Here is a 24,133-nt window from a genome sequence, read left to right on the forward strand (position 1 = left end):
CAATGTCGAACTTAGTGACCAATGCTGGACACGCCCATGGTCATGACCATGGGCACGATGACCATCACCACGACTCGGGCGAGATGACCGTATACGGTTTCTGGCTCTACCTGATGACCGACTGCATTCTGTTTGCGTCGATCTTCGCGGTGTACGCGGTACTGGTAAACAACGTCGCCGGTGGCCCGTCGGGCCACGACATCTTCGAACTGCCATACGTGCTGGGCGAAACCGCTCTGCTGTTGTTCAGTTCGATCACCTACGGCTTCGCCATGCTGGCGTTGTACAAGGGTAAAAAGCAGCAGGTTCTGGGCTGGTTGTTCATGACCTTCCTGCTCGGCGCAGGCTTCATCGCCATGGAGATCAACGAGTTCCACCTGCTGATCTCCGAGGGCTTCGGTCCTAGCCGTTCGGGCTTCCTGTCGGCGTTCTTCACGCTGGTCGGTACCCACGGTCTGCACGTGTCCGCCGGTCTGATCTGGATGGGCATCATGATGTACCAGGTCAACAAGCACGGCCTGACGGCGACCAACAAGACCCGTCTTAGCTGCCTGAGCCTGTTCTGGCACTTCCTGGACGTGGTGTGGATCTGCGTATTCACCGTTGTTTACCTGATGGGGACCCTGTAATGGCTAATGCACACTCCCATGACAGCCATGATGCTGGCCACGGCAGCGTTAAGTCGTACGCCATCGGCTTCATCCTGTCGGTAATCCTGACCGTCATCCCGTTCGGCCTGGTGATGTTCCCGACCCTGCCGAAGTCGACGACGCTGGCAATCGTCCTGCTGTTCGCCGTGATCCAGGTGATCGTTCACCTGTATTACTTCCTGCACCTGGACCGTTCCATCGCTCAACGTAACAACGTGATTGCGTTCGTCTTTACGGCCATCGTGATCGTGCTGCTGGTCGGTCTGTCGCTGTGGATCATGTTCAGCATCCACACCTACATGATGGCGAAGTGAGGTAAACCCGATGTCGCTCAAGCACTTTATCCAAATCACCAAACCGGGGATCATTTTCGGTAACGTGCTTTCTGTGGCAGGCGGGTTCTTCCTGGCCTCGAAAGGGCATGTCGATCTGGCCGTGTTTCTGGCAGCCATGATCGGCACTTCCCTGGTCGTGGCCTCCGGTTGCGTGTTCAACAACTGCATCGACCGCGACATCGACCTGAAGATGGAACGCACCAAGAACCGGGTGCTGGTCCAGGGCTTGATCTCCCTGAAACTGGCCCTGGTCTATGCGACCGTCCTGGGTGTCGCCGGCGTTGCGTTGCTGTGCAAGGTGGCCAACCCGTTGGCTGCCCTGTTCGCCGTGATCGGCTTCATCATCTACGTCGGCTTCTACAGCCTGTACCTCAAGCGCAAGTCGGTTCACGGCACGCTGGTGGGCAGTCTGTCGGGCGCGATGCCGCCGGTGATCGGTTACGTGGCCGTGACCAACAGCTTCGACATGGCCGCGCTGACCCTGCTGGTGATGTTCAGCCTGTGGCAGATGCCGCATTCCTACGCCATCGCGATCTTCCGCTTCAACGATTACCTGGCCGCATCGATTCCGGTGCTGCCAGTGAAGCGCGGTATCCAGGTGGCCAAGAAGCACATCCTGTTCTACATCCTGGCCTTCCTCGTGGCGACCTTGATGCTGACCTTCAGCGGTTACGCTGGCATGAGCTACCTCGCCGTCGCCGCGGCCATGGGCATGTACTGGCTGTACATGGCCTGGACCGGCTACAAGGCGGTGGATGACACGGTCTGGGCACGCAAGCTGTTCGTGTTCTCGATCTTCACCATCACCGCGCTGAGCGTCATGATGTCCCTGGACTTCAAGGTGCCGACCGAGCTGCTGCTGACGTACGCGCCGTAAGGTTCGAACGTTGTACGAGAAACCCCGTTCATCGAGAGATGAGCGGGGTTTTTTGTTGCTCGGATGATGGATAAACGACGTCCTTTGTCGCGAATAGACTCTCTCCCAAAAGGGTGGGGTAATCAGCCATTCCCTCGAAACGACTAGCTAGAAATCGACAGGTTGCGATCAACAGGCAAAAGCCCTAGATTCGGATCCAACTTCATGCATCGATCAAGAGGCTGGGCGAAATGACTGAGAGGATGACCTGCGACGAGCGATTCATTGCCCTGGCAAAAGAGCTGAACTACGACATCAATGGCGAGAACACGGTGGGTGGCAATTACGCCCCGTTGATCCGTCATCGCGATGAGATCTACATCAGCGGCATGGTGCCGCGCACCGAGGGCAGGATTCAGTATCCAGGGCGAGTGGGGCAGGAGTTGACGCTCAAGGATGCGCAGGCGGCGGCAAGCATCAGTGCGATGCGCTGTCTGGCCTTTATCGTCGATGCGGTCGGTTCGCTGGACAAGGTCAGGTCGTTGTTGCGGGTCACGGTGTACGTGAAGTCCACGCCGGATTTCGTTGACCTCAGCGAAGTCGCCAATGGCGCGTCGGATGTGTTCAGTTATGTGTTGGGCGATGTCGGGCGACACACCCGCACCACCGTCGGCGTCTATCAGTTGCCGAAAAACGCAGCCATCGAAGTCGATATGATCGCCGCAGTGCATCCTTCGGCGTAATCGCTGAAAACCGCATAACAAAAAGCCCCGCCTGAATTTCAGTGCGGGGCTTTTTTGTCAGCGCCCGGTATTACTGGGCGGCGATGCTGTAGCCATCAAACGCGGTCTGCTGTTGCAGCGCGGTGATGATGTTTTTGCGGTTGATCGCGTGCTCGGTGCCGGTATTGTCGACGAAGGTTTCGCCTTCGATTTCCGCCTCATCGCCTTCGCCGACGAAGGTGAAGCCGAGGAATTCCAGCGCCTCGCGATCCACGCTCAGGCGCGAACGCGGTGTGCGCATTGGCAGGGTCACGCTGATGCCGTCCTTGCTGATGCTGAACACTTCGACGTCTTTCTTGGCGCGTGCGGCCTTGCTCTTGCCGCCGCTCGGGTTGCTGATCGCCTGATGGGTCTGGTTCAGAACCTTGAGGGCCAGCCCGTAGACGATTTCCTGGAACGCCGGATCGTCCTTGAAGCTGGACAGGATGCGGCTGATCGGGAATTTGCTGCTCAGATCTTCGAGGGCAGCGATGTCGGCAGCCTCAGCGTCCTTCAGGCGCTTGAGTTCGCCCATCAGCTCGTAAGCCTGGTCGTCATCGAAGCGGTCGTGGGCCTGACGGATCGCGGCGCGCAGTTCGCGGATCTGATCGCTCTCGCGGCTCGACTGGAACGCGTCCAGCACCATCTCGCTGATGATCTTCGCCTGTGGGATGTGTTGTGAAAGATTGATGGAGTTTTCGTATTCCGCTTTGGACGACAGAGTGACTACGGATTCAGCGGTGTTGAAATCGGACATTGAAATTTCACTACTTTTTTAACTTGAGATGAGACGAGAAAGCGCTGGGGGCTTTTTCAGGCCGACTAATTTAGGGGAGCGCGGCAGCGTTGTCACGGAGCAAGGGGCCGGCGGTGCCGATTATTTATCCGGATGATTTGTATTGAGCAATCCGGCACCGCGAGCGCTCTGCCTTATTCATTGGCGACGGCATTCCTCGGCAACCGCCGGGACGCCAGAGCACGCAGTGTCCAGTAGAGCTTCAACGAGCGGGTGCCGATCAGGCCGCCCAGAAACCCCGAAATAATCGACTTGATCAACAGCAGGTCCGGGGACGCGGAACGCTCCGGATGCACGTCATGCTGGTAATTGAAGTAGTAGTTCGCAGAAAAGAACATCAGGTACATGATCAGGATTTTTACTGTGCCCGGCATGATCAGCCCTGTTGCGGAGTCGTCGAGCACCACGCCCCGGCGGGAGAACACCAGCCAGGCCGACAGGCTGCCCAGCAACAGCGCCGCGAACCAGGTGCTGAAAAACAGGCCCGGGTTGATCGTCAGGTTCAGTGAGTACAGCGACCATGCCAAAAACGCCGGGGGCGTAATCAGCATCGAGGCACGGCTCTCGCGTCGGGGAGAAAACGACTTGATGCCGAAATAAACCACCAGCAGAAAAATCAGGTAAACCCGTAGCGGAGTGTTTTGCAGAATCGTGAGCATTGCGCAGCATCCATGCTGGAAAAGGAGGAGGGTGGAGCATAGTCGGGGTCACAGTAACCGTCGGCTATTTCAGTCGCAAACGCTCCATCGCGATCACCGAGGTTTCAAACCCCAGGCTGGCAAAAAACGCTTCCGCACCTTCGCGGCCGGCACGCAGAACCCAGGTAATGTCGGTGTTGTCGCCCATCACATGTTCGACCAGCGCCCGCCCGATTCCCGCGCGCCGGTGTTGCCCGTCGACCACGACCATCGACAGGTAACCGTTGGACAAACCATCGGTGATGCCACGGGCGAAACCGACAACCTGCTGGCCGCTCAATGCAACGGCAGTGCGTTGGGAGTTCTGGATGAGTTGTGCGAAATGTTCGGCGGTGCCTGTGCGATGACCCCAGCCGTGCCGCCCCAGAAACTGCCTTGCGGCCTCGACTTCCGTCGGCAGGAGGTCGCGTATTGAAATATCCTTGTTCATTCGTTGATCCCGTCCCTGGTGTGTTTCCAACAGTAGTCGCGTTGCTTACGGTCTGCCCCACATCTGCATGGCGAACTCGACGAAGCGACGCAGTTTCGGCAGCCGATAGCGATCCGGCGCGTAGAGCAGATGCATCGGGCGGTTCGGCGGCTGATAGTCCGGCATCACCACCACCAGTTTGCCGTCGCGCAGATCCTGTTCCACCAGTGCGTCCGGCAGCATCACGATGCCCATGCCGGTGCGCGCGGCCTGATGCAGGCCGGCGGAACTGTTGATCAGCATCGGGCCTTTGACGTCGACCATGATTTCGCCGTCCGGGCCGCTGAGGCGCCACTGTTTTTCCACCGATTGCCAGTCATCGCCGGCGGGGTAGGCGAAGGACAGGCAGTCGTGCTGGCGCAACTCTTCAGGCGTGAGCGGCATGCCGCGTCGGGCAACGTATTCCGGGGAGGCGCAGACGGTCAGGGTGTAGTCGATCAGCGGGCGGGCGATCAGGTTGGACTGGTCGAAGTGGCCCAGTCGGAAGGCCACGTCGAGACCGCTTTCCAGCAGGTCCGGGCGGCGGTTGGTCAGGATCACGTCGAGTTTGACCTGCGGACATTGCAGGGAAAACTCGCTGAGCGCCGGGGCCAGGCGTTCGACGCCAAAGGTCAGCGGCGCGGTCACCCGCAGGATGCCGCGCGGTTCATCCAGCGTCTGTTCGGCGAGCCGTTCGGAGTCGGCGACCAGACCTAATACCTCCAGGCAGCGCTGGTAGTAAACGCTGCCGAATTCAGTCAGTCGCTGGCGGCGGGTGGTGCGTTGCAGCAATTGCACACCGAGCCGTTGCTCCAGTGCCCGCAGGTGATTGCCCACCATGGTCGTGGACATTTCGCACTGCAGCGCGGCCGCCGTCATGCTGCCGGACTCCACAACCTTGACGTACACGCTCATCGACTGGAACAGATCCATTATCAAGCCCGACTTTTAAATGATTGAAGTTTTGCCGAGTTTATCCAGTTCAGGTGGATAACCATACTGCCAGCACCTCTCACCTCGCTGGAGTTTGCCGACATGACCGCCGCCCTGATGAACACCTATCAACCGCTGGACCTGAGCTTCATCAAGGGCCTGGGCACCCGACTCTGGGATCAGGCGGGCCGCGAGTATCTGGACGCGGTGGCGGGCGTGGCGGTGACCAATGTCGGCCACTCGCACCCGCGCATCGTGTCGGCGATCAGCGAGCAGGCGGGTTTGCTGCTGCACACTTCCAATCTCTACAGCATCGACTGGCAACAATCGCTGGCGCAGAAGCTGACGCGGCTGGCGGGGATGGAGCGGGCGTTCTTCAACAACTCCGGTGCCGAGGCCAATGAAACCGCACTGAAACTGGCGCGCCTTTACGGCTGGCGCAAAGGCATCGAGCAGCCGCTGGTGGTAGTGATGGCCAACGCGTTTCACGGGCGTACCCTCGGCACCTTGTCCGCCAGCGATGGCCCGGCGGTGCGGCTCGGTTTCAATGACTTGCCCGGGGACTTCGTCAAAGTGCCGTTCGGCGATCTTCAAGCGCTGGAGCAGGTGCAGCGCGAACATGGCCAGCGGATCGTGGCGATTTTGGTCGAACCAATTCAGGGCGAAAGCGGCGTGCAACTGGCGCCGTCTGGCTACCTCAAGGCCCTGCGCGAGCTGTGCAACCGTCACGCCTGGCTGCTGATGCTCGACGAAATCCAGACCGGTATCGGCCGTACCGGTCGCTGGTTTGCGTTCCAGCACGAAGGCATCGTTCCCGACGTCATGACCCTCGCCAAGGGCCTGGGCAACGGCGTGCCGATCGGCGCCTGCCTGGCACGGGGCAGGGCGGCGGATCTGTTCACCCCCGGCAGCCACGGCAGCACCTTCGGCGGCAATCCATTGGCGTGTCGGGTGGGCTGCACCGTGCTCGAGATCATTGAGGAACAAGGCCTGCTGGAAAATGCCAGGGTCCAGGGTGAGCGCCTGCTGACCCGCTTGCGTGCAGAGCTGGCAGACAATCCGAATGTGCTGGCGATTCGTGGACAAGGGCTGATGATCGGCATCGAACTCAAACAGCCGATCCGCGACCTGACACTGATTGCCGCGCGGGATCATGGACTGCTGATCAACGTCACTCGCGGCAAGACGATTCGGTTGCTGCCGCCGCTGACGATTGATGAGCGGGAGGTGGGGATGATTGTCAGAGGGGTGGGCCGTTCCCTGAGCCATGTCTGATCACTTGGTCAGTAGTGAAATCTGCAAGTTATGACGCAGATTTCGCCGTCTACGATCGCATAGACCAAGCGATGCTCGGCAGTTATCCGCCGTGACCAGAAGCCGCTCATGTTGTGCTTGAGTGGCTCCGGTTTACCCAAGCCTTCAAAGGGTTGGCGCTGGATCGCTTTGATCAAAAGATTGATTCGTTTGAGACCGGCCTTATCGTTTTGTTGAAACCATAAGTAGTCTTCCCAGCCCGTTGGCGTGAACTGGATTTTCATTCTTCAATCAGTTGCCTGACTTTGGCTTTTCCAGCGCGCATTTCGCCAATCGATTTGATCAAGCGCTCGGCATTGGCCGGAGAACGCAGCAGATAAGCCGTTTCTTCCAGCGCGTTGTATTCGGCCAGAGACATCATCACTACAGGCTCGCCTTTTTGGCGGGTTACCAGAAGCGGGGCGCAGTCTTCATTCACGCGATCCATGGTTTCGGCCAAGTGCGCACGAGCTGTGGTGTAGTTGATAGTGTCCATGTTGTAGTCCTCGCTTGATGCAAAGAACGTACAGAAATGAGTACAGGATGACAAGGCGATACCTATCAGTGGTTGCGCCACAGACGGGCTGCCTGCGGTGTGCTGAGTATCACCGAAGTCCCATCAAGACGTTTCTGGGTCTTCTGTAAGCTGATTCCGACGAGCCTGCCATCCCTCTCACTGTCTACGTGAGATTTTTCTAATCAGGGTAGTCCGACAAATCCGGCGCCAGCATCCGGGTCTTCGGTGCGCCGTTCGCGTTGTGCTGGATGATGTCGCTCGGCTGTCCCTGATGATTGAAAAATACCTGACCGATCCCCGCCGAATTCCACAACCGTTCACCCGCTTCGGCGTGTTCCGGCACGTACGGGACGATGCGCATGCGGCGGCGTTTGGTCAGCCAGTTGAGTGGCGAGCGCGGTGAATAGAGCCAGCGGTTGAGACGGTCGAACCATTCCAGCAGGGTCGGGGGAAATTCGTTCTTGATGCCGCTGCTGGTGATCTGCCAGATGCGCGGCCCGGCCTTGCGGTGTCGGATCAGGACTTCGTAGACGAAGGAATAATGCACGTCGCCTGACAGCACCACGTAACTGCCCGGTGTACGTGAGTGTCGGAAAATGTTCAGGATCACCTGGGCGGCGCCGCGATGGGCCATCCAGTTTTCCGCGTCCACCAGCAGTGGATAACCGCACCAGCTGAAAACTCGCTGCACGGTTTCGATCAGCTTCACGCCGAAGATCGGCGCCGGCGAAACGATGATCGCCGAAGGGTGGTCGAGCAGTTCCTGCTGCAGTTCGCTCAATGCTTCCCAGTCCAGCAAACCCGACGGTTGCTTGAGCGCCATTTCGCTGCGCCAGCGTCGGGTTCGGGTGTCGAGCACCACCAGTGCCGGGCTGGTTGGCATTACGAAATGCCATTGCTGAAAGCGCAGCAGTTCCTCAATCAATTCGTCCTGCACGGGAGCGTCGAGATAGCGGTCATAGCCGCTGGCGCTCAGGCCTCGGGTTTTCTCCAGTACAGCGCTGAATGCATCCGGATTGTTGCCCCAACCCTGACACAGCATGTAGGCGATCAGCGCGTTGCCGATGATGCGTTTGGAGAACGGGTGGCCGTAGGCCGTTTCCTCCCATTGCGCGGACAGGTTCCAGTCGTCGGTGATGTCGTGGTCATCGAAGATCATCAGGCTCGGCAAATGCGCCAAGGCCCGGGCCACCTGGCCGAGGCCGGCCTTGAACCCGTCGATGCGGGTCTGTTCGAGGGCATAGCGCTTGAGGCGTTCCGGCGTCAGCGCTGGCGGCTGCGGATTGACCAGCGTCCAAGGCGTTGGCGACCACACCAGCAAATACATGGCCATGACTTCGGCGAACGTCACGAGGTGATTGTCAGCGCTGCTGCTGGTGAAAATCGGCTTGCGCGCACCACCGAAAAAACGCTCGCGCAATGTCTCGTTGCTTTCCAGTGCCGGCAGCAAATCCGCGCGGTGGTAGTAGCTGGCCGGGTGTTCGTAGAGTTTCGCGCTGTCACTGACCACCGCGCCTTCGAGGTGCTCACCGAACAGGCCGAGGCGCTCGATCAGGGCGTGAATCGCCCGCAACATCGGACCGGCCACGTCGTCGGCGTAAACCTGATCACCGCTCATCATCAACAGGGCGGGGCGTTGCTGCGGATCGGTTTCGGCGGCCAGCAACCGGTCAACACAGAGCAGGCCGTCGGCGGCCGGGTGATGGGGTTTGCGGCAGGAACCGTGGAGCAACTGGTCGATGCGCGGGCGCAGGACGAAGTTCGGGCAGGTGGCGTCGTCGTAGAGCAGGTGTGGCGCCCAGTCGGCGATCGGCTGCAAGCCATCGATCAACAGGTCGTAGTCGATGCGGGTGTCGCAGGGCAGGGCGGTTTCCAGCGGAACGTCGATCAGGTGAACAAACGCCCGGGTGCCTACCGGAATGACGGTGCATTTCCCGCTATCGAGAGGAATGTTTCCTACGTCTTGCAGGCGCAAGGTCAACGACAGTTCGCGGCTGCCGACCAGCCAAAGCACGATGCGCGTGGGTTCCAGCCGTCGCAGCAACGGCCCGGCCAGAACAGCGGGCAGCGGGCTCAGGTCATCAGGTGTCGGAGGCATCGGGGGAAAAGCTCAAGGCGCACAGGCCGGCGATGATAGCGCAGCCGGCGCCTCGAACCCTTAAACCAGGCTTAAGAGCCTGTTTTTTCCAGCTTCAGCGCCAACAGGCGCCATTCGGCAGGTGTCGCGTCGACGCTTGGCTGTTCCTGTACGGAACAGTCGAAGCGGTACGTCACGTCGTCGCCATTCATGTTCCGCGCGGTGACGGTGTTGCTGAAGGAGTAAACCTGATCCTTGAAGCGCTGCGGTGTCAGGCTTTTGCTGTCAGCAAACCGGGCAGAGGCGGGGAAGCGCAAGGTGCCGGTCACGAACGGGCTGCACATCACGTACGCGAGCATCGATTTGTCGCCCTGGGCGTCGGCGCGCAATTTTTTGCTCAGCGCCGTCAGGGCCTTGCGCCCCTCATCATCACTCTGGTCGATCACGGATTGCACCGACATCGACTTCGGCGCGCGACTGGCATAGTTCGGCAACAACGCGGAATCCGCTGGAGAGGGCTTGTTGTCCGGCTCGATAGCGGCAAACACCGGCGCATCTTTCAGCGCAGCAGGGCTTGCAACCGCATCGGCTTCCGGCAGCAACGAGGTCGGCTCGGCGTGCTGCTGTGCCACGACGTTTGCAGTCCGCGCGGCTTCGTAGCGATGCGCCGACGGGAACAGTGAAAAAGTGATCGCCAGCACCACCATCGAAACAATGAAACCGCCCGCGACACCGACCAGGTTGGCGTAAAACAGATTCCAGCTGCCGCGGTTTTTCACCACCCAGCGCCACATGAAACCCCAGGCCGCGACAAATGCCAGAAAACGCAGAAACTCCATTCGATCCTTTCCTTAAACCTGCAAAACCTGAATTCAGCGCACGCAGTGCTGAGATGGGCGGCAAGATAGCAAAATAGACATCCGCTGCTACAGCAACCATCGCATTCAACGCCGGTAAAATTATTTGAGTGCAAAAAACATGAATGTTGTCAGGCCGGCCACGGTGCCGCAAAGACCTGCCAGTAGCTGACGCGCAACAGGATGTTCGACCTGCGATCGATGGGATACCAGCATCCATACACCCACCAGCGCCGCAGCGGTTGTCAGCATCTGCAGCACTGTGCCCATGAGCCCGGGTATGGGGGGCCGGTCCGCCCCGAACAAGCGAATGTAAAACTCCGAGACCACCACGCCTACCATCATGCCGCTGGCGGCACCGAGCATATTGGCGAGGATCAGATTCCAGGCACCACGCTGCCTGACAACCCATACCCACATGGCCGCCCAGGCAAAAAACATAACGGCTATTTCCATCGCATTCTTCCTTCGGAATCGGTGTTGATCAGGCCCTTGGCACCTTGGTCGACAGTGGACGGCAAGATAGCAAAATAGTAGCGTCGCGCCACTGACTTCATCTCCGTAATGGACTACTCATGCCTGCTCTCAAAACCTGCCGTCTGTTTTGTGTGTTCGTCTTTGCTACCACGCTGACCCCGGCATTCGCCGCCTGGAAAGAGCACCCGGAAAACAGCTGGAAGTATTACCTCGCCAACTGTCAGCGCATGCAGGAAAAAATGGCCGACGTCCAAAGCGGTCGCGTGCCCAGCGCCTTTGAAGTGATGGGCGATCTGGAGAACAGCCAGGGGAGCATGAATGAGCACCGCCCGAACCTGCTTCCCCAATACCTCGCCTCCGGGGAATTCGCTCAATGCGAAAACGTGGCGGCCGAGGCCGATGCGATGATTGCCCGTGGCAAAGCCGAGTTCGCCGACAGAATGAACCAGGCCGCCGAGCAAGGCCGCATCGCCCACCAGAACTCCCCCGAATACCAACGCGCCCGCTCACTCGGCTACAGCGATGTCGGCGAAATCTCCTTCCTCAAACTTCACGAAGACATGGACGGCGAAGCGCGCCTGAAAACCCTGCTGATTACCGTCGATGAAGTCTGCGGCCAATACTTTCGCGCCACGCAATATGTGAAGCCGTATGTGATCTACACCGTTCGGCCGTCGGATGGCGGGTGTGGTGAGGAAAAGCGCGTGGCGATTGTCGGCGGCAGGTCGGTGGAGAAGGGCGATTACATCGATGAGCGGGGCGAGTTTCAGTATGTGGGCTGGAGGAAGATTGTCGGTGCGGATGGGTTTGCGACGGATATTCGTGTGTTGAAGGCTCGGCGCTGACTGCAAAACAGTCACGCCGTCCTGTCACGTGTGGGGGAAATAATTCACCGCCAAAAACATCAGGGTCGCCATGCCCGCGGCCAAGCCACACACCGCGCCGAGCAACTGACGTGCGACCGGGTGTTCGGGTTGACGGCGATTGGCAATCCACAGCCATACCCCCGCCAGAACACCCGCGCTGGTGAGGAACACCACCAGACTGCGATTCAGGTTGGGGGTCGCCATCGACGTACCAATGACTGCGTCGTAAATCAGCGTGAACACAATGCCGGTAACCACGCCACTTCCGGCGCCGGCAAGGTTGGCAAGCAACAGGTTCCACTCACCCCGTTGCTTCACTACCCACAGCCAGGTTCCAGCCATCACCAGCAAGCACAACACAGCATCCATTTTGGTTTATTCCCGAGTGCGCGATAACAGAGGCGGTTGACAGGCCTCTAGCGAGTGGACGGCAAGATATCAAAATAGAAGTTTGGCGCCACTTTCTTCATCTGCGTAGCTTAAAGAATGTCCTTCAAATAACCCTTGAGCGCGAGGAGCGGCTGATCCAGTTGCTCCAGCGATTGCGCCTGGCGGAAGTCGGTCGACAACTTGTGCAGTTCCCGCCCCAGCGGTTTCTCGACGCCACCCAACGCATCCATCGCCAGCGTCAGGCACTCGTTCATTTTGAACTGGATCGTCTCGACATCACCCCGGCGCACCAGCAGTTCGAACACGTCTTTCTGATAGTCGCCCATGACCATGTCATCGCGCAGGATCGGGCTCAGGCCTTCTTCCTCATACGCGAGTTTGAGGGAGAACAGGGCGACAGTTTCCAGTGACGTTTCCATGGGGTGAACCTGTGTGGGATCTCGCCGGAAAGCCAGCGGCACTTTCCGGCAGACGAAAAAAAAGGCCTTGCTAAGCAAGACCTTTTCTAATTTTGGTGCCCCGAGGGAGACTCGAACTCCCACTCCTTTCGAAAACGGATTTTGAATCCGCCGCGTCTACCAATTCCGCCATCAGGGCTCAATGGCGGCGAAGTATAGAGAGGTGCCTACCGTTGGTCAATCACGTTTCATGGTCAATTTTCGATATTTCCGCTAGACTTTCCGGCCCTGCTAGACGAACCCCATCATGCGCGTTGCTGACTTTACCTTCGAGCTTCCTGATTCGCTGATTGCCCGCCATCCTTTGGCCGAGCGTCGCGGTAGTCGCCTGTTGACCCTGGATGGGGTCAGCGGCGCCCTGGCACACCGTCAATTCACTGATCTGCTGGAGCATTTGCGCCCCGGCGATCTGATGGTGTTCAACAATACCCGGGTGATTCCGGCGCGCCTGTTCGGGCAGAAGGAGTCCGGCGGCAAGCTGGAAATCCTCATCGAACGCGTGCTTGATACCCACCGCGTGCTGGCCCATGTGCGCTCCAGCAAGTCGCCGAAGCCGGGTTCGAAGATCCTGATCGACGGCGGCGGCGAAGCCGAGATGCTGGCGCGTCACGATGCGCTGTTCGAGCTGGGGTTTGCCGAAGAAGTGCTGCCGCTGCTCGATCGCGTCGGGCACATGCCGTTGCCTCCTTATATAGACCGCCCGGACGAAGGTTCGGATCGCGAGCGCTATCAGACCGTGTACGCCGAGAAGCTCGGCGCAGTGGCGGCACCGACCGCCGGGCTGCATTTCGATCAGACGCTGATGGAAGCGATCGCCGCCAAGGGTGTCGAGACGGCGTTCGTCACGCTGCACGTCGGCGCTGGCACGTTCCAGCCGGTGCGCGTCGAGAAGATTGAAGATCACCACATGCACACCGAGTGGCTGGAAGTCGGTCAGGATGTGGTCGATGCAGTCGCCGCTTGCCGTGAGCGTGGCGGTCGCGTCATCGCTGTCGGCACCACCAGCGTGCGTTCGCTGGAAAGCGCCGCCCGCGATGGCGTGCTCAAGCCGTTCAGCGGCGACACCGACATCTTTATCTTCCCGGGCCGGCCGTTCCATGTGGTCGATGCCTTGGTCACCAATTTCCATTTGCCCGAATCCACGCTGTTGATGCTGGTTTCGGCATTCGCCGGTTATCCGGAAACCATGGCTGCCTACAAAGCCGCGGTCGATAACGGATACCGCTTTTTCAGCTACGGTGATGCGATGTTCATCACCCGTAATCCCGCTCCCCGCGGCCCAGAGGAATCCGTATGAGTCGCACCTGTCGTATGTCGTTCGAGCTGCTTGCCACCGATGGCAAGGCCCGTCGTGGTCGTCTGACCTTCCCCCGTGGCACCGTCGAGACCCCGGCCTTCATGCCGGTGGGCACCTACGGCACGGTCAAGGGCATGTTGCCGCGTGACATCGTCGCCACCGGCGCGGAAATCATTCTGGGCAACACCTTCCACCTGTGGCTGCGCCCGGGTACGGAAGTGATCAAGGAGCACGGCGATCTGCACGATTTCATGCAGTGGAAAGGCCCGATCCTGACCGACTCCGGTGGTTTCCAGGTGTTCAGCCTCGGCGCCATGCGCAAGATCAAGGAGGAGGGCGTGACCTTCGCCTCCCCGGTCGACGGTTCGAAAGTGTTCATGGGCCCGGAAGAATCGATGCAGGTTCAGCGCGACCTGGGCTCGGACATCGTGATGATCTTCGACGAATGCACCCCGTACCCGGCTGACGAAGACGTTGCCCGTGTGTCCATGGAGCTGTCGCTGCGCTGGGCCCAGCGTTCGAAGAATGCCCATGGCGACAACACGGCGGCACTGTTCGGCATCGTTCAGGGCGGCATGCACCAGGACCTGCGCATGCGCTCGCTGGAAGGCCTGGACAAGATCGGTTTCGACGGCCTGGCCATCGGCGGTCTGTCGGTGGGCGAGCCCAAGCACGAAATGATCAAGGTGCTGGACTACCTGCCGGGCATGATGCCGGCTGACAAACCTCGTTACCTTATGGGCGTTGGCAAACCGGAAGATCTGGTTGAGGGTGTGCGCCGCGGTGTGGACATGTTCGATTGCGTGATGCCAACCCGTAATGCCCGCAATGGGCATCTGTTCATTGATACAGGCGTGCTGAAGATCCGTAACGCGTTCCATCGCCATGATGATTCGCCGCTGGATCCGACCTGCGATTGCTATACCTGCCAGAACTTCTCCCGCGCTTATCTGCATCATCTGGACAAGTGCGGCGAAATGCTCGGCAGCATGCTCAATACCATCCACAATTTGCGCCATTATCAGGTGCTGATGGCTGGTTTGCGCGAGGCTATTCAACAGGGTACATTGGCCGCCTTTGTCGATGCCTTCTACGCCAAACGCGGGCTTCCCGTTCCGCCTTTGGACTGAGTTTTCTGACCCCAAGATTCAACATTTGCAACTGGAGTGCTAAATGAGCTTTTTTATCTCTAATGCCATGGCTGACGCGGCTGCACCGGCTGCAGCGCCTATGGGCGGCGGCTTCGAGTGGATTTTCCTGGTCGGCTTCCTGGTCATCTTCTACCTGATGATCTGGCGTCCACAGGCCAAGCGCGCCAAAGAGCAGAAGAACCTGCTGAGCAGCCTGCAGAAGGGCGACGAAGTGGTTACCACTGGCGGCATCGCCGGCAAGATCACCAAAGTGGCCGATGACTTCGTGGTTCTGGAAGTTTCCGACACCGTGGAAATGAAGTTCCAGAAGGGCGCCATCGCCGCCACGCTGCCAAAAGGCACGCTGAAAGCGATCTAAGGTTCCAACTTCTACTCAATCGACGGGGCGCGCAAGGCGCCCCGCGTTCATAACGGGCGGCGTGATGCTGAACAAATATCCTCTGTGGAAATACATTCTGATCCTGGCGGTGCTGGCGATCGGTCTGATTTATTCCGCTCCGAATCTATACCCCGATGACCCGGCCATTCAGATCAGCGGCGCCAGCACGGCTCTGCAGGTCAACCAGGCCGATCTGGATCGCGTAAGCACCGCGCTCAAGGAGTCCGGGATCAACGTCAAGGCTTCGAGCCTGGCTGCGAACGGCAAGGGCGGTCTGATCCGTCTGACCAAGGCTGAAGACCAGCTGCCGGCCAAAGACGTTGTCCGCAAGGCATTGGGTGATGACTACGTCGTCGCGCTGAACCTGGCACAAACCACCCCGCAATGGCTGCGCAGCGTGGCCGCGCACCCGATGAAACTGGGTCTGGACTTGTCCGGTGGTGTGCACTTCCTGCTGGAAGTGGACATGGACAAAGCCCTCGACGCCCGCCTGAAAGTCTACGAAGGCGACGTCAAGAGCCTGTTGCGCAAAGAGAAACTGCGTTATCGCAGCCTGCCGCAACTCAATGGCGCCATTCAGCTGGGCTTCAGCGATGCTGATTCCCGTGAACAGGCCCGTGCGCTGATCCGCAAGAATTTCAACGATTTCGACATTGTTCCGGCCGACCTCAACGGTCAACCGGTGCTGCGTCTGGCGATGACCCCGGCCAAGCTGGCGGAAATCCGTGAATACTCCATCAAGCAGAACTTGACCACGGTACGTAACCGCGTCAACGAGCTGGGTGTTGCCGAGCCGATCGTCCAGCGTCAGGGCGCCAACCGTATCGTGGTTGAGCTGCCGGGCGTGCAGGACACCGCCGAAGCCAAGCGTATCCTCGGCAAGACGGCTAACCTGGAGTTCCGTCTGGCGGCAGAGCCGGGCGCTTCGAAAGCCACTTCCGAGACCTTCGAGTTCCGCGAAGGCAATCGTCCTCCGGCGCAGATCGAGCGTGGCCTGATCATCACCGGTGACCAGGTGACTGACGCCAAGGCCGGCTTCGGTGAGCACGGCACGCCTGAAGTGAACATCCGTCTGGATGGCCACGGTGGCGAGCTGATGAGCCGTGCGACCCGCAGCAACGTCGGTCGCAGCATGGCGGTGATCTTCATCGAGCAGCGCCCGGTCACCACTTACACCAAGCAAGTGGTCGACGGCGTCGAGAAAGACGTCGCGGTGCAGACCTTCAAGGAAGAGAAGAAGATCATCAGCCTGGCGACCATTCAGTCGCCGCTGGGTGCGCAGTTCCGTATCACCGGCCTGAACGGCCAGGGCGAGTCGTCCGAACTGGCGCTGCTGCTGCGTGCCGGTGGTCTGGCTGCTCCGATGTACTTCGCTGAAGAACGCACCATCGGCCCGAGCCTGGGTGCGGACAACATCACCAAGGGTATCGATGCATCGCTGTGGGGCATGCTGTTCGTCTCGCTGTTCATCATCGCCATCTACCGTTTCTTCGGCCTGATCGCCACCGTTGCACTGGCGGTGAACATGGTGCTGCTGCTGGCGCTGATGTCGCTGCTGGGTGCCACGCTGACCCTGCCGGGTATCGCCGGTATCGTGTTGACCATGGGTATGGCGGTCGACGCCAACGTACTGATCTTCTCGCGGATTCGTGAAGAGATCGCCGCCGGCATGACCGTGCAGCGTGCAATCAACGAAGGCTTCGGTCGGGCATTCACTGCGATTCTCGACGCCAACCTGACCACCTTGCTGGTCGGCGGCATCCTCTTTGCCATGGGCACCGGCCCGGTGAAGGGCTTCGCAGTCACCATGTCCCTCGGGGTTCTGACTTCGATGTTCACGGCCATCATGGTCACCCGCGCGATGGTCAATCTGATCTTCGGCGGTCGTGACTTCAAGAAGTTGTGGATTTAAGGGGCTGCCATGTTACGTACAATCAACTTCATGGGCGTCCGCAACTTTGCGTTCGGCGTCACCGTATTCCTGACCTTGCTGGCAATCTTCAGCGTGTTCCACAAGGGCATGAACTGGGGTCTGGACTTCACCGGCGGTACGCTCATCGAGCTGACCTACGAGCGTCCGGCCGATGTCACCAAGGTGCGTGAGCAACTGGTTTCTTCCGGTTATCACGAAGCCGTCGTGCAGAACTTCGGCGCGACCACCGATCTGCTGGTGCGCATGCCGGGTGAAGACCCGCAGTTGGGCCATCAGGTGGCGGAAGCGCTGCAGAAGGTCGGCGGTGACAACCCGGCGACCGTCAAGCGCGTCGAGTTCGTCGGCCCGCAGGTCGGTGAAGAGCTGCGCGACCAGGGCGGCATGGGCATGCTGCTGGCGCTCGGCGGCATCCTGATCTACCTGGCTTTCCGCTTTCAGTGGAAGTTTGCGGTCGGCGCCATCGTGTCGCTGATCCACGACGTGATCGTGACTGTGGGTATCCTGTCGTTCTTCCAGATCACCTTCGACCTGACGGTGCTGGCGGCGGTACTGGCGATCATCGGTTACTCGCTCAACGACACCATCGTCGTGTTCGACCGGGTGCGTGAGAACTTCCGTGTTCTGCGCAAGGCCACGCTGATCGAGAACATCAACATTTCGACCACGCAGACCTTGCTGCGGACCATCGCGACCTCGGTTTCGACCTTGCTGGCGATCGCGGCACTGCTGTTCTTCGGCGGTGACAACCTGTACGGCTTCTCCCTGGCGCTGCTGGTGGGTGTTCTGGCGGGTACCTACTCGTCGATCTACATCGCCAACGTGGTGCTGATCTGGCTGAACCTGTCGACCGAAGATCTGATTCCGCCGGTCAACACCGAGAAGGAAGTCGACGACCGTCCATAACGGCCATCGTTTTCCCGGTTGTCAGTCAAAAAAGACGCGAGTTGAACTCGCGTCTTTTTTTTTGCTCCAAGGCTGGGAGAAGCGCGGGCGCGTCCCGCATGTGATGGTCAGGAGGTTCATGTGAACAAGTCGTTGCTGGTTGGTGCGGTATTGGGTGCTGTCGGTGTGACTGCCGGGGGTGCTGTTGCCACCTACAGCCTGGTTAAAAGCGGCCCTGAGTATGCGCAAGTGCTGGCCGTAGAACCGGTCAAAACACAGATCAAGACTCCACGTGAAGTGTGCAAGGATGTGACAGTGACCCGGCAGGCGCCGGTGAAAGATCAACACCAGATTGCCGGCACCGTGGTCGGTGCGCTGGCAGGTGGTCTGCTGGGTAACCAGATCGGCGGCGGCACCGGCAAGAAGATTGCCACGGTGGCCGGTGCGGTCGGTGGTGGTTACGCCGGTAACAAGGTTCAGGAGGGTATGCAGGAGCGTGATACCTACACCACGACTCAGACTCGCTGTAACACGGTGAATGACATCAGCGACAAAGTCGTGGGTTATGACGTCCGGTATTCGCTGGACGGCAAGGAAGGAAAGGTGCGGATGGATCGTGATCCGGGCAACCAGATTCCGGTCGACAAGGAAGGCAAGCTGATCCTGTCGCAGAACGAGCCGGGCCAGTGACTGGTTGACGGCTTATAAAAAAAGCACCCTTCGGGGTGCTTTTTCATGCCCATAAAAAAACACCCCGAAGGGTGTTTTTTTTGGTTTCGCGAAACGCTTAGCGCTTCAGCGAGGCCGGCAGGTGCGGCTGGATCGCCGTCAGAACTGCCTTGAAGCATTTGGTGTTGCCGGCAACGACGTGGCCCTTCTCAAGGAAATCGTGACCGCCGGTGAAGTCGCTCACCAGGCCGCCTGCTTCCTGAATCAGCAGGGCGCCAGCAGCCATGTCCCACTCGGACAGGCCCGACTCCCAGAACGCGTCGAAACGGCCGGCGGCCACGTAAGCCAGGTCCAGGCTCGCCGAACCGGCGCGGCGGATGCCCGCAGTCTGGCCAACCAGCGCGCGGAACATGCCCAGGTAGTTGTCGAGGTTGTCCATCTGGTCGTCACGGAACGGGAAACCGGTACCGAGCAGAGCGCCGTCCAGGCTGGTGCGACCGCTGACGCGCAGGCGACGACCGTTCAGTTGAGCGCCGCGACCACGGCTGGCGGTGAATTCTTCCTGGCGAACCGGATCCAGAACAACGGCGTGTTCCAGGCGACCACGGTATTTGCAGGCAATGCTGACAGCGAAGTGAGGAATGCCACGCAGGAAGTTGGTGGTGCCGTCCAGCGGATCGATGATCCACAGGTATTCTTCGCCTTCGATGCCGGTGCCGGCGTGCAGGCCGGTCTCTTCACCCATGATCGAGTGATTCGGGTAAGCCTTGCGCAGGGCGTCGATGATTTTCTGTTCGGCGGCGCGATCGACCTCGGATACGTAATCCTTGGCGTCTTTTTCGTCGACCTTGATGGTATCCAGGCGCTCGATGGAGCGGAAGATCAGTTCACTGGCGCTGCGGGCGGCGCGCAGCGCGATATTCAGCATGGGCTGCATGGATGTGTCACCTAAGGTTGTTAAAGAAAGCCGCGCATTCTATCAGAACTTTTCTTCAGGTGAAGGTCGCTGTTCGCTTTCATAGCTTAACGGTAGGCTGTTCTGTAAGATTTGCACCCCTTTGCCAAGTCCGAGAGCGCCCGCCGTGCTGCAAAATATTCGTGTCGTCCTGGTCAATACCAGCCATCCGGGAAACATCGGCGGGACCGCGCGCGCCATGAAAAACATGGGCCTGTCGCGTCTGGTGCTGGTTGATCCGCGCGTCTTTCCGCATCACGAAGCCGATGCCCGCGCTTCCGGTGCCGGTGACATCCTTGAAAACGCGCAAGTCGTCGCCACCTTGGAAGACGCCCTGGTCGGTTGCAATCTGGTGCTCGGCACCAGTGCCCGTGATCGGCGCATTCCCTGGCCATTGCTGGACCCGCGCGAGTGCGGGACCAAAGTGGTCGAGGAGGCCGGGCAGGGCGCGGAAATCGCGCTGGTGTTCGGTCGTGAAGATTCCGGCCTGACCAATGACGAGCTACAGCGATGTCACTATCACGTGCACATACCCTCGGATCCTGAATTCAGCTCGCTGAACCTCGGGGCGGCGGTGCAGGTGTTGAGCTATGAAGTGCGCATGGCGTGGCTGGCTGCACAAGGTCAGCCGACCAAGATCGAGAAGGAAGAAGTGGCCTCCGTGAAAAGCGCAGAGCTTGCGACCATGGATGAGTTGGAGCGGTTCTATGAACACCTGGAGCAGACCCTGGTGGCCATCGAATTTCTCGATCCGGAAAAGCCGCGGCACTTGATGGCGCGCCTGCGCCGGTTGTACGGACGCAGCTCGGTCAGTCGGGCGGAAATGAATATTTTGCGTGGCATCCTCACGGAAACCCAGAAAGCGGCCCGTGGCGAGCTCCTTAAGCGGAAGGATTAATGATGTTCGAGCGTTTGCGTGAAGATATCCAGAGCGTATTCCACCGAGACCCGGCGGCGCGTAACGCTTTTGAAGTCCTGACCTGCTACCCCGGCATGCATGCGATCTGGATTCATCGACTGGCCGGCATGCTCTGGCGCAATGATCTGAAATGGCTGGCGCGACTGGTGTCGAACTTCGGTCGCTGGCTTACGGGAATCGAGATCCATCCGGGTGCCAAGGTCGGTCGACGCTTCTTCATCGACCACGGCATGGGCATTGTGATCGGCGAAACCGCTGAAATCGGCGATGACGTGACGATCTATCAGGGCGTGACGCTCGGCGGTACCAGTTGGAACAAGGGCAAGCGTCACCCGACCCTCGGCGATGGCGTGGTGGTGGGAGCGGGCGCGAAGGTGCTCGGTCCGTTCACTGTGGGTGCCGGCGCCAAGGTTGGTTCCAATGCCGTGGTCACCAAGGAAGTGCCTCCGGGTGCCACCGTGGTGGGGATTCCGGGGCGGATCATCGTCAAGTCCGATGACGAGGCCGACGCCAAGCGCAAGGCGATGGCCGAGAAGATCGGCTTCGATGCCTATGGCGTCAGCGAAGACATGCCCGACCCGGTGGCGCGCGCCATCGGCCAGTTGCTCGATCACCTGCAAGCGGTGGATGGGCGTCTGGAGGGGATGTGCGGTGCGCTGAAGGATCTGGGCAGTAATTACTGTGCGAAAGATCTGCCCGAGCTGCGTGAAGAAGACTTCGCCTGCGTCAAGGGTAAGGACGAATCCAAGCTCCACTGACGCACTTGCAGGGCTGCTGCCAACCGGTGTGCCATTAGGCCGCAGACCCTGCTATCATTCGCGCGCTCTTTTGCGGGTAAACCCGACTAAAGCACTAGGTCTTATAGTTGACTTAAATGCTCGGGAATTGCATACTCCCGCCCATTCCGAACTCCGTGGTAATTGTCCATGCGACTGACTACAAAAGGCCGATACGCCGTGACCGCCATGCTTGACCTGGCGTTGCACGCGCAACACGGGCCGGTGTCCCTGGCCGATATCTCCGAGCGCCAAGGCATCTCCCTGTCCTATCTCGAACAGCTTTTCGCCAAGCTGCGCCGCAGTAACCTGGTTTCCAGTGTTCGCGGTCCGGGCGGTGGCTACCAGTTGTCCCGCGACATGCAGGGCATCCAGGTGGCTCAGGTGATCGATGCGGTGAACGAATCGGTCGATGCAACAAAATGCCAGGGCCAGGGCGACTGTCACTCCGGTGACACCTGCCTGACCCATCACCTGTGGTGCGACCTGAGCCTGCAGATTCACGAATTTCTCAGCGGTATCAGCTTGGCCGACCTCGTAACTCGCCGTGAGGTGCAGGAAGTGGCCCAGCGTCAGGATCAGCGTCGTTGCAATGGCAAGGCGCCGCGCCTGGACAAGATTGAAGCGTCCGCCGTCGAATGACAGCCAGAGAGCTAGCGGCACGCCAGCCAGCCTGATTTAGGAGATAGTCCATGAAATTGCCGATTTACCTTGATTACTCTGCGACCACCCCGGTCGATCCGCGCGTTGCGCAAAAAATGAGTGAATGCCTGCTGGTCGACGGAAACTTCGGTAACCCGGCGTCCCGTTCCCACGTGTTCGGCTGGAAAGCCGAAGAGTCCGTCGAAAACGCCCGTCGTCAGGTGGCCGATCTGGTCAACGCCGACCCGCGTGAAATCGTCTGGACCTCCGGTGCCACCGAGTCCGACAACCTGGCAATCAAGGGTGCGGCACATTTCTACGCCTCCAAGGGCAAGCACCTGATCACCTCCAAGATCGAACACAAGGCTGTCCTCGACACCATGCGCCAACTGGAGCGTGAAGGTTTCGAAGTCACCTACCTCGATCCGACCGAAGATGGCCTGATCACCCCGGCCATGATCGAAGCCGCGCTGCGCGAAGACACCATTTTGGTGTCGGTGATGCACGTGAACAACGAAATCGGTACCGTCAACGACATCGCCGCCATCGGCGAGCTGACTCGTTCCAAGGGCATCCTGTTCCATGTCGACGCCGCTCAGTCCACTGGCAAGGTCGAGATCGACCTGCAGAAACTGAAAGTCGACATGATGTCGTTCTCCGCTCACAAAACCTACGGCCCTAAAGGCATCGGCGCGCTGTACGTCAGCCGCAAGCCGCGTGTGCGCATCGAAGCGACCATGCACGGCGGCGGTCACGAGCGCGGCATGCGTTCCGGTACCCTGGCGACCCACCAGATCGTCGGCATGGGCGAAGCGTTCCGTGTGGCCAAGGAAGACATGGCTGCCGAAAACGTCCGTATCAAGGCGTTGAGCGACCGTTTCTACAAGCAGGTCGAGCACCTGGAAGAGCTGTACGTCAACGGCAGCCTGACCGCCCGCGTTCCGCACAACCTGAACCTGAGCTTCAACTACGTTGAGGGCGAGTCGCTGATCATGGCGCTCAAGGATCTGGCGGTTTCGTCCGGTTCGGCCTGCACCTCGGCGTCGCTTGAGCCTTCGTACGTACTGCGCGCCCTGGGCCGCAACGACGAACTGGCACACAGCTCGATCCGTTTCACCTTCGGCCGCTTCACCACCGAAGAAGAAATCGATTACGCCGCGCAGAAAGTCTGCGAGGCCGTTACCAAGCTGCGCGCTCTGTCGCCGCTGTGGGACATGTACAAAGACGGCGTCGATATCTCGAAGATCGAGTGGGCGGCACACTAAATATAGAAGCCGCCGGATACAGATCCTGTAGCGACGCGGCGGTTTACGCAGCGCAGTTGCAGGGTCTCAAGAGCGGCCCTGATGAGTGAGGATTGAGAATCATGGCTTACAGCGAAAAGGTCATCGACCACTACGAAAACCCGCGTAACGTCGGCAAGATGAACGCGGAAGACCCGGATGTCGGCACCGGCATGGTCGGCGCTCCGGCGTGCGGCGACGTGATGCGTCTGCAAATCAAGGTCAACGATCAGGGCGTTATCGAAGACGCCAAGTTCAAGACCTACGGCTGCGGTTCGGCTATCGCCTCCAGTTCCCTCGCTACCGAGTGGATGAAAGGCAAGACCCTGGACGAAGCTGAAACCATCAAGAACACTCAGCTGGCCGAAGAACTGGCCCTGCCGCCAGTGAAAATCCACTGCTCGGTTCTCGCTGAAGACGCCATCAAGGCGGCCGTTCGCGATTACAAGCAGAAGAAAGGCTTGATCTGACTTTCAAGATTTGGCGACGAGTAAGGAGTCAACGATGGCTATCAGCATGACAGAAGCGGCTGCTCGACACGTGCGGCGCTCCCTCGACGGGCGCGGCAAGGGTGAAGGGATTCGTCTGGGTGTTCGCACCACAGGCTGTTCCGGCCTTGCCTACGTGCTGGAGTTTGTCGACGAGGTGGTTGCAGAAGATCAGGTGTTCGAAAGTCACGGCGAGAAAGTGATCATCGACCCGAAAAGCCTGGCCTACCTCGACGGCACCGAGCTCGACTTCGTCAAGGAAGGATTGAACGAAGGCTTCAAGTTCAACAATCCCAACGTACGCGGTGAATGTGGCTGCGGCGAAAGCTTCAACATCTGAGGCTTGT

Annotated in this window: 30 protein-coding genes and 1 tRNA gene; 18 read left to right on the top strand and 13 right to left on the bottom strand. The window is 59.5% G+C overall.

The window, feature by feature from the left end; all coding sequences use genetic code 11:
* Positions 1–2: 2 nt before the first annotated feature.
* The 4 genes from CAF76_RS27960 to CAF76_RS27975 all read left to right on the top strand — a co-directional run bounded on the left by CAF76_RS27960 (position 3) and on the right by CAF76_RS27975 (position 2,584).
* Positions 3–629 carry a cytochrome o ubiquinol oxidase subunit III gene (locus CAF76_RS27960; RefSeq protein ID WP_007956720.1) on the top strand — a complete coding sequence of 209 codons (627 nt, stop codon included), beginning with the start codon at positions 3–5 and terminating at the stop codon, positions 627–629.
* Positions 629–964 (top strand): cytochrome o ubiquinol oxidase subunit IV, encoded by a 336-nt coding sequence (cyoD, locus tag CAF76_RS27965; RefSeq protein ID WP_007956718.1) that lies wholly within the window; start codon positions 629–631, stop codon positions 962–964. The genes CAF76_RS27960 and cyoD overlap by 1 nt, the downstream gene beginning before the upstream one ends.
* Before the next feature lie 10 nt (positions 965–974).
* Complete coding sequence (cyoE, locus tag CAF76_RS27970) at positions 975–1,862, top strand: heme o synthase (RefSeq protein ID WP_085649346.1); 888 nt, start codon at positions 975–977, stop codon at positions 1,860–1,862.
* A 230-nt stretch (positions 1,863–2,092) separates the two neighbouring features.
* Positions 2,093–2,584: a RidA family protein gene (locus CAF76_RS27975; RefSeq protein WP_064599271.1), complete on the top strand. Its 492-nt coding sequence runs from the start codon at positions 2,093–2,095 to the stop codon at positions 2,582–2,584.
* 70 nt (positions 2,585–2,654) lie between these two features.
* Here CAF76_RS27975 and CAF76_RS27980 read toward each other — a convergent pair whose 3' ends face one another.
* The 4 genes from CAF76_RS27980 to CAF76_RS27995 form a co-directional block, all read right to left on the bottom strand.
* Positions 2,655–3,359, bottom strand: coding sequence for a hypothetical protein (locus CAF76_RS27980; protein WP_085649345.1), 705 nt, complete (start codon positions 3,357–3,359; stop codon positions 2,655–2,657).
* A gap of 173 nt (positions 3,360–3,532) precedes the next feature.
* Complete coding sequence (locus CAF76_RS27985; RefSeq protein WP_064599269.1) at positions 3,533–4,057, bottom strand: hypothetical protein; 525 nt, start codon at positions 4,055–4,057, stop codon at positions 3,533–3,535.
* 64 nt (positions 4,058–4,121) lie between these two features.
* On the bottom strand, positions 4,122–4,526 hold the full coding sequence (locus CAF76_RS27990; RefSeq protein ID WP_085649344.1) for a GNAT family N-acetyltransferase: 405 nt from the start codon (positions 4,524–4,526) through the stop codon (positions 4,122–4,124).
* 45 nt (positions 4,527–4,571) lie between these two features.
* Positions 4,572–5,477 carry a LysR family transcriptional regulator gene (locus CAF76_RS27995; RefSeq protein ID WP_085649343.1) on the bottom strand — a complete coding sequence of 302 codons (906 nt, stop codon included), beginning with the start codon at positions 5,475–5,477 and terminating at the stop codon, positions 4,572–4,574.
* Positions 5,478–5,579: 102 nt separating this feature from the next.
* Between CAF76_RS27995 and CAF76_RS28000 the strand changes: the two genes are divergently transcribed.
* Positions 5,580–6,752, top strand: a complete 1,173-nt coding sequence (locus tag CAF76_RS28000) for an aspartate aminotransferase family protein (RefSeq protein WP_085649342.1) — start codon at positions 5,580–5,582, stop codon at positions 6,750–6,752.
* Positions 6,753–6,760: 8 nt separating this feature from the next.
* Here the strand turns inward: CAF76_RS28000 and CAF76_RS28005 are convergent, their stop codons facing one another.
* The 5 genes from CAF76_RS28005 to CAF76_RS28025 all read right to left on the bottom strand — a co-directional run bounded on the left by CAF76_RS28005 (position 6,761) and on the right by CAF76_RS28025 (position 10,677).
* Positions 6,761–7,015, bottom strand: coding sequence for a Txe/YoeB family addiction module toxin (locus tag CAF76_RS28005; protein WP_011335833.1), 255 nt, complete (start codon positions 7,013–7,015; stop codon positions 6,761–6,763).
* Complete coding sequence (locus CAF76_RS28010) at positions 7,012–7,266, bottom strand: type II toxin-antitoxin system Phd/YefM family antitoxin (RefSeq protein WP_039765667.1); 255 nt, start codon at positions 7,264–7,266, stop codon at positions 7,012–7,014. The genes CAF76_RS28005 and CAF76_RS28010 overlap by 4 nt, the downstream gene beginning before the upstream one ends.
* A gap of 199 nt (positions 7,267–7,465) precedes the next feature.
* The gene (locus tag CAF76_RS28015) at positions 7,466–9,385 is read right to left on the bottom strand and encodes an alkaline phosphatase D family protein (RefSeq protein WP_085649341.1); all 1,920 of its coding nucleotides are present in this window, start codon (positions 9,383–9,385) and stop codon (positions 7,466–7,468) included.
* A 71-nt stretch (positions 9,386–9,456) separates the two neighbouring features.
* Positions 9,457–10,203, bottom strand: coding sequence for a hypothetical protein (locus CAF76_RS28020; RefSeq protein ID WP_085649340.1), 747 nt, complete (start codon positions 10,201–10,203; stop codon positions 9,457–9,459).
* Between the two features lie 120 nt (positions 10,204–10,323).
* Complete coding sequence (locus CAF76_RS28025; RefSeq protein ID WP_082934444.1) at positions 10,324–10,677, bottom strand: hypothetical protein; 354 nt, start codon at positions 10,675–10,677, stop codon at positions 10,324–10,326.
* Positions 10,678–10,796: 119 nt separating this feature from the next.
* Here CAF76_RS28025 and CAF76_RS28030 point away from each other — a divergent pair, with 119 nt between their 5' ends.
* A complete protein-coding gene (locus CAF76_RS28030) occupies positions 10,797–11,543 on the top strand; it encodes a hypothetical protein (protein ID WP_085649339.1) in 747 nt (248 codons plus the stop codon).
* Positions 11,544–11,567: 24 nt separating this feature from the next.
* On the opposite strand, the gene CAF76_RS28035 is transcribed toward CAF76_RS28030, so the two are convergent.
* The 3 genes from CAF76_RS28035 to CAF76_RS28045 form a co-directional block, all read right to left on the bottom strand.
* Positions 11,568–11,933 (bottom strand): hypothetical protein, encoded by a 366-nt coding sequence (locus CAF76_RS28035; RefSeq protein ID WP_085649338.1) that lies wholly within the window; start codon positions 11,931–11,933, stop codon positions 11,568–11,570.
* Between the two features lie 110 nt (positions 11,934–12,043).
* A complete protein-coding gene (locus CAF76_RS28040) occupies positions 12,044–12,373 on the bottom strand; it encodes a hypothetical protein (protein WP_085649337.1) in 330 nt (109 codons plus the stop codon).
* A 93-nt stretch (positions 12,374–12,466) separates the two neighbouring features.
* Positions 12,467–12,551 (bottom strand) — tRNA-Leu (locus CAF76_RS28045).
* A gap of 108 nt (positions 12,552–12,659) precedes the next feature.
* Between CAF76_RS28045 and queA the strand changes: the two genes are divergently transcribed.
* From queA to CAF76_RS28075, 6 genes are all read left to right on the top strand, one after another.
* Entirely contained in the window at positions 12,660–13,709 is a 1,050-nt protein-coding gene (gene queA, locus CAF76_RS28050) for a tRNA preQ1(34) S-adenosylmethionine ribosyltransferase-isomerase QueA (protein ID WP_085649336.1), read from the top strand.
* A gap of 14 nt (positions 13,710–13,723) precedes the next feature.
* A complete protein-coding gene (gene tgt, locus CAF76_RS28055; protein WP_161794909.1) occupies positions 13,724–14,839 on the top strand; it encodes a tRNA guanosine(34) transglycosylase Tgt in 1,116 nt (371 codons plus the stop codon).
* A 43-nt stretch (positions 14,840–14,882) separates the two neighbouring features.
* Entirely contained in the window at positions 14,883–15,218 is a 336-nt protein-coding gene (gene yajC / locus CAF76_RS28060) for a preprotein translocase subunit YajC (RefSeq protein ID WP_007956696.1), read from the top strand.
* A 64-nt stretch (positions 15,219–15,282) separates the two neighbouring features.
* Positions 15,283–17,151: a protein translocase subunit SecD gene (gene secD, locus CAF76_RS28065; protein ID WP_039765691.1), complete on the top strand. Its 1,869-nt coding sequence runs from the start codon at positions 15,283–15,285 to the stop codon at positions 17,149–17,151.
* 9 nt (positions 17,152–17,160) lie between these two features.
* Entirely contained in the window at positions 17,161–18,075 is a 915-nt protein-coding gene (gene secF / locus CAF76_RS28070) for a protein translocase subunit SecF (RefSeq protein ID WP_007956694.1), read from the top strand.
* Positions 18,076–18,195: 120 nt separating this feature from the next.
* Positions 18,196–18,744, top strand: a complete 549-nt coding sequence (locus CAF76_RS28075) for a glycine zipper 2TM domain-containing protein (protein WP_007956693.1) — start codon at positions 18,196–18,198, stop codon at positions 18,742–18,744.
* Positions 18,745–18,841: 97 nt separating this feature from the next.
* Here CAF76_RS28075 and suhB read toward each other — a convergent pair whose 3' ends face one another.
* Positions 18,842–19,660, bottom strand: coding sequence for an inositol-phosphate phosphatase (suhB, locus tag CAF76_RS28080; protein ID WP_007941397.1), 819 nt, complete (start codon positions 19,658–19,660; stop codon positions 18,842–18,844).
* Between the two features lie 145 nt (positions 19,661–19,805).
* On the opposite strand from suhB, the gene trmJ reads away from it, so the two are divergent.
* The 6 genes from trmJ (at position 19,806) to iscA (ending at position 24,126) form a co-directional block, all read left to right on the top strand.
* Positions 19,806–20,576, top strand: a complete 771-nt coding sequence (gene trmJ / locus CAF76_RS28085; protein WP_007956692.1) for a tRNA (cytosine(32)/uridine(32)-2'-O)-methyltransferase TrmJ — start codon at positions 19,806–19,808, stop codon at positions 20,574–20,576.
* A 2-nt stretch (positions 20,577–20,578) separates the two neighbouring features.
* The gene (cysE, locus tag CAF76_RS28090; RefSeq protein ID WP_007956691.1) at positions 20,579–21,355 is read left to right on the top strand and encodes a serine O-acetyltransferase; all 777 of its coding nucleotides are present in this window, start codon (positions 20,579–20,581) and stop codon (positions 21,353–21,355) included.
* Between the two features lie 168 nt (positions 21,356–21,523).
* Positions 21,524–22,015 (top strand): Fe-S cluster assembly transcriptional regulator IscR, encoded by a 492-nt coding sequence (gene iscR, locus CAF76_RS28095; protein ID WP_007956690.1) that lies wholly within the window; start codon positions 21,524–21,526, stop codon positions 22,013–22,015.
* 50 nt (positions 22,016–22,065) lie between these two features.
* Positions 22,066–23,280 (top strand): IscS subfamily cysteine desulfurase, encoded by a 1,215-nt coding sequence (locus CAF76_RS28100; protein ID WP_064599246.1) that lies wholly within the window; start codon positions 22,066–22,068, stop codon positions 23,278–23,280.
* A 101-nt stretch (positions 23,281–23,381) separates the two neighbouring features.
* On the top strand, positions 23,382–23,768 hold the full coding sequence (gene iscU / locus CAF76_RS28105; RefSeq protein WP_003227907.1) for a Fe-S cluster assembly scaffold IscU: 387 nt from the start codon (positions 23,382–23,384) through the stop codon (positions 23,766–23,768).
* 34 nt (positions 23,769–23,802) lie between these two features.
* Positions 23,803–24,126 (top strand): iron-sulfur cluster assembly protein IscA, encoded by a 324-nt coding sequence (iscA, locus tag CAF76_RS28110; RefSeq protein ID WP_003227904.1) that lies wholly within the window; start codon positions 23,803–23,805, stop codon positions 24,124–24,126.
* Positions 24,127–24,133: the final 7 nt, after the last annotated feature.

The organism is Pseudomonas sp. B40(2017), from assembly GCF_002112855.1.
Taxonomy (GTDB): domain Bacteria; phylum Pseudomonadota; class Gammaproteobacteria; order Pseudomonadales; family Pseudomonadaceae; genus Aquipseudomonas; species Aquipseudomonas pharyngis.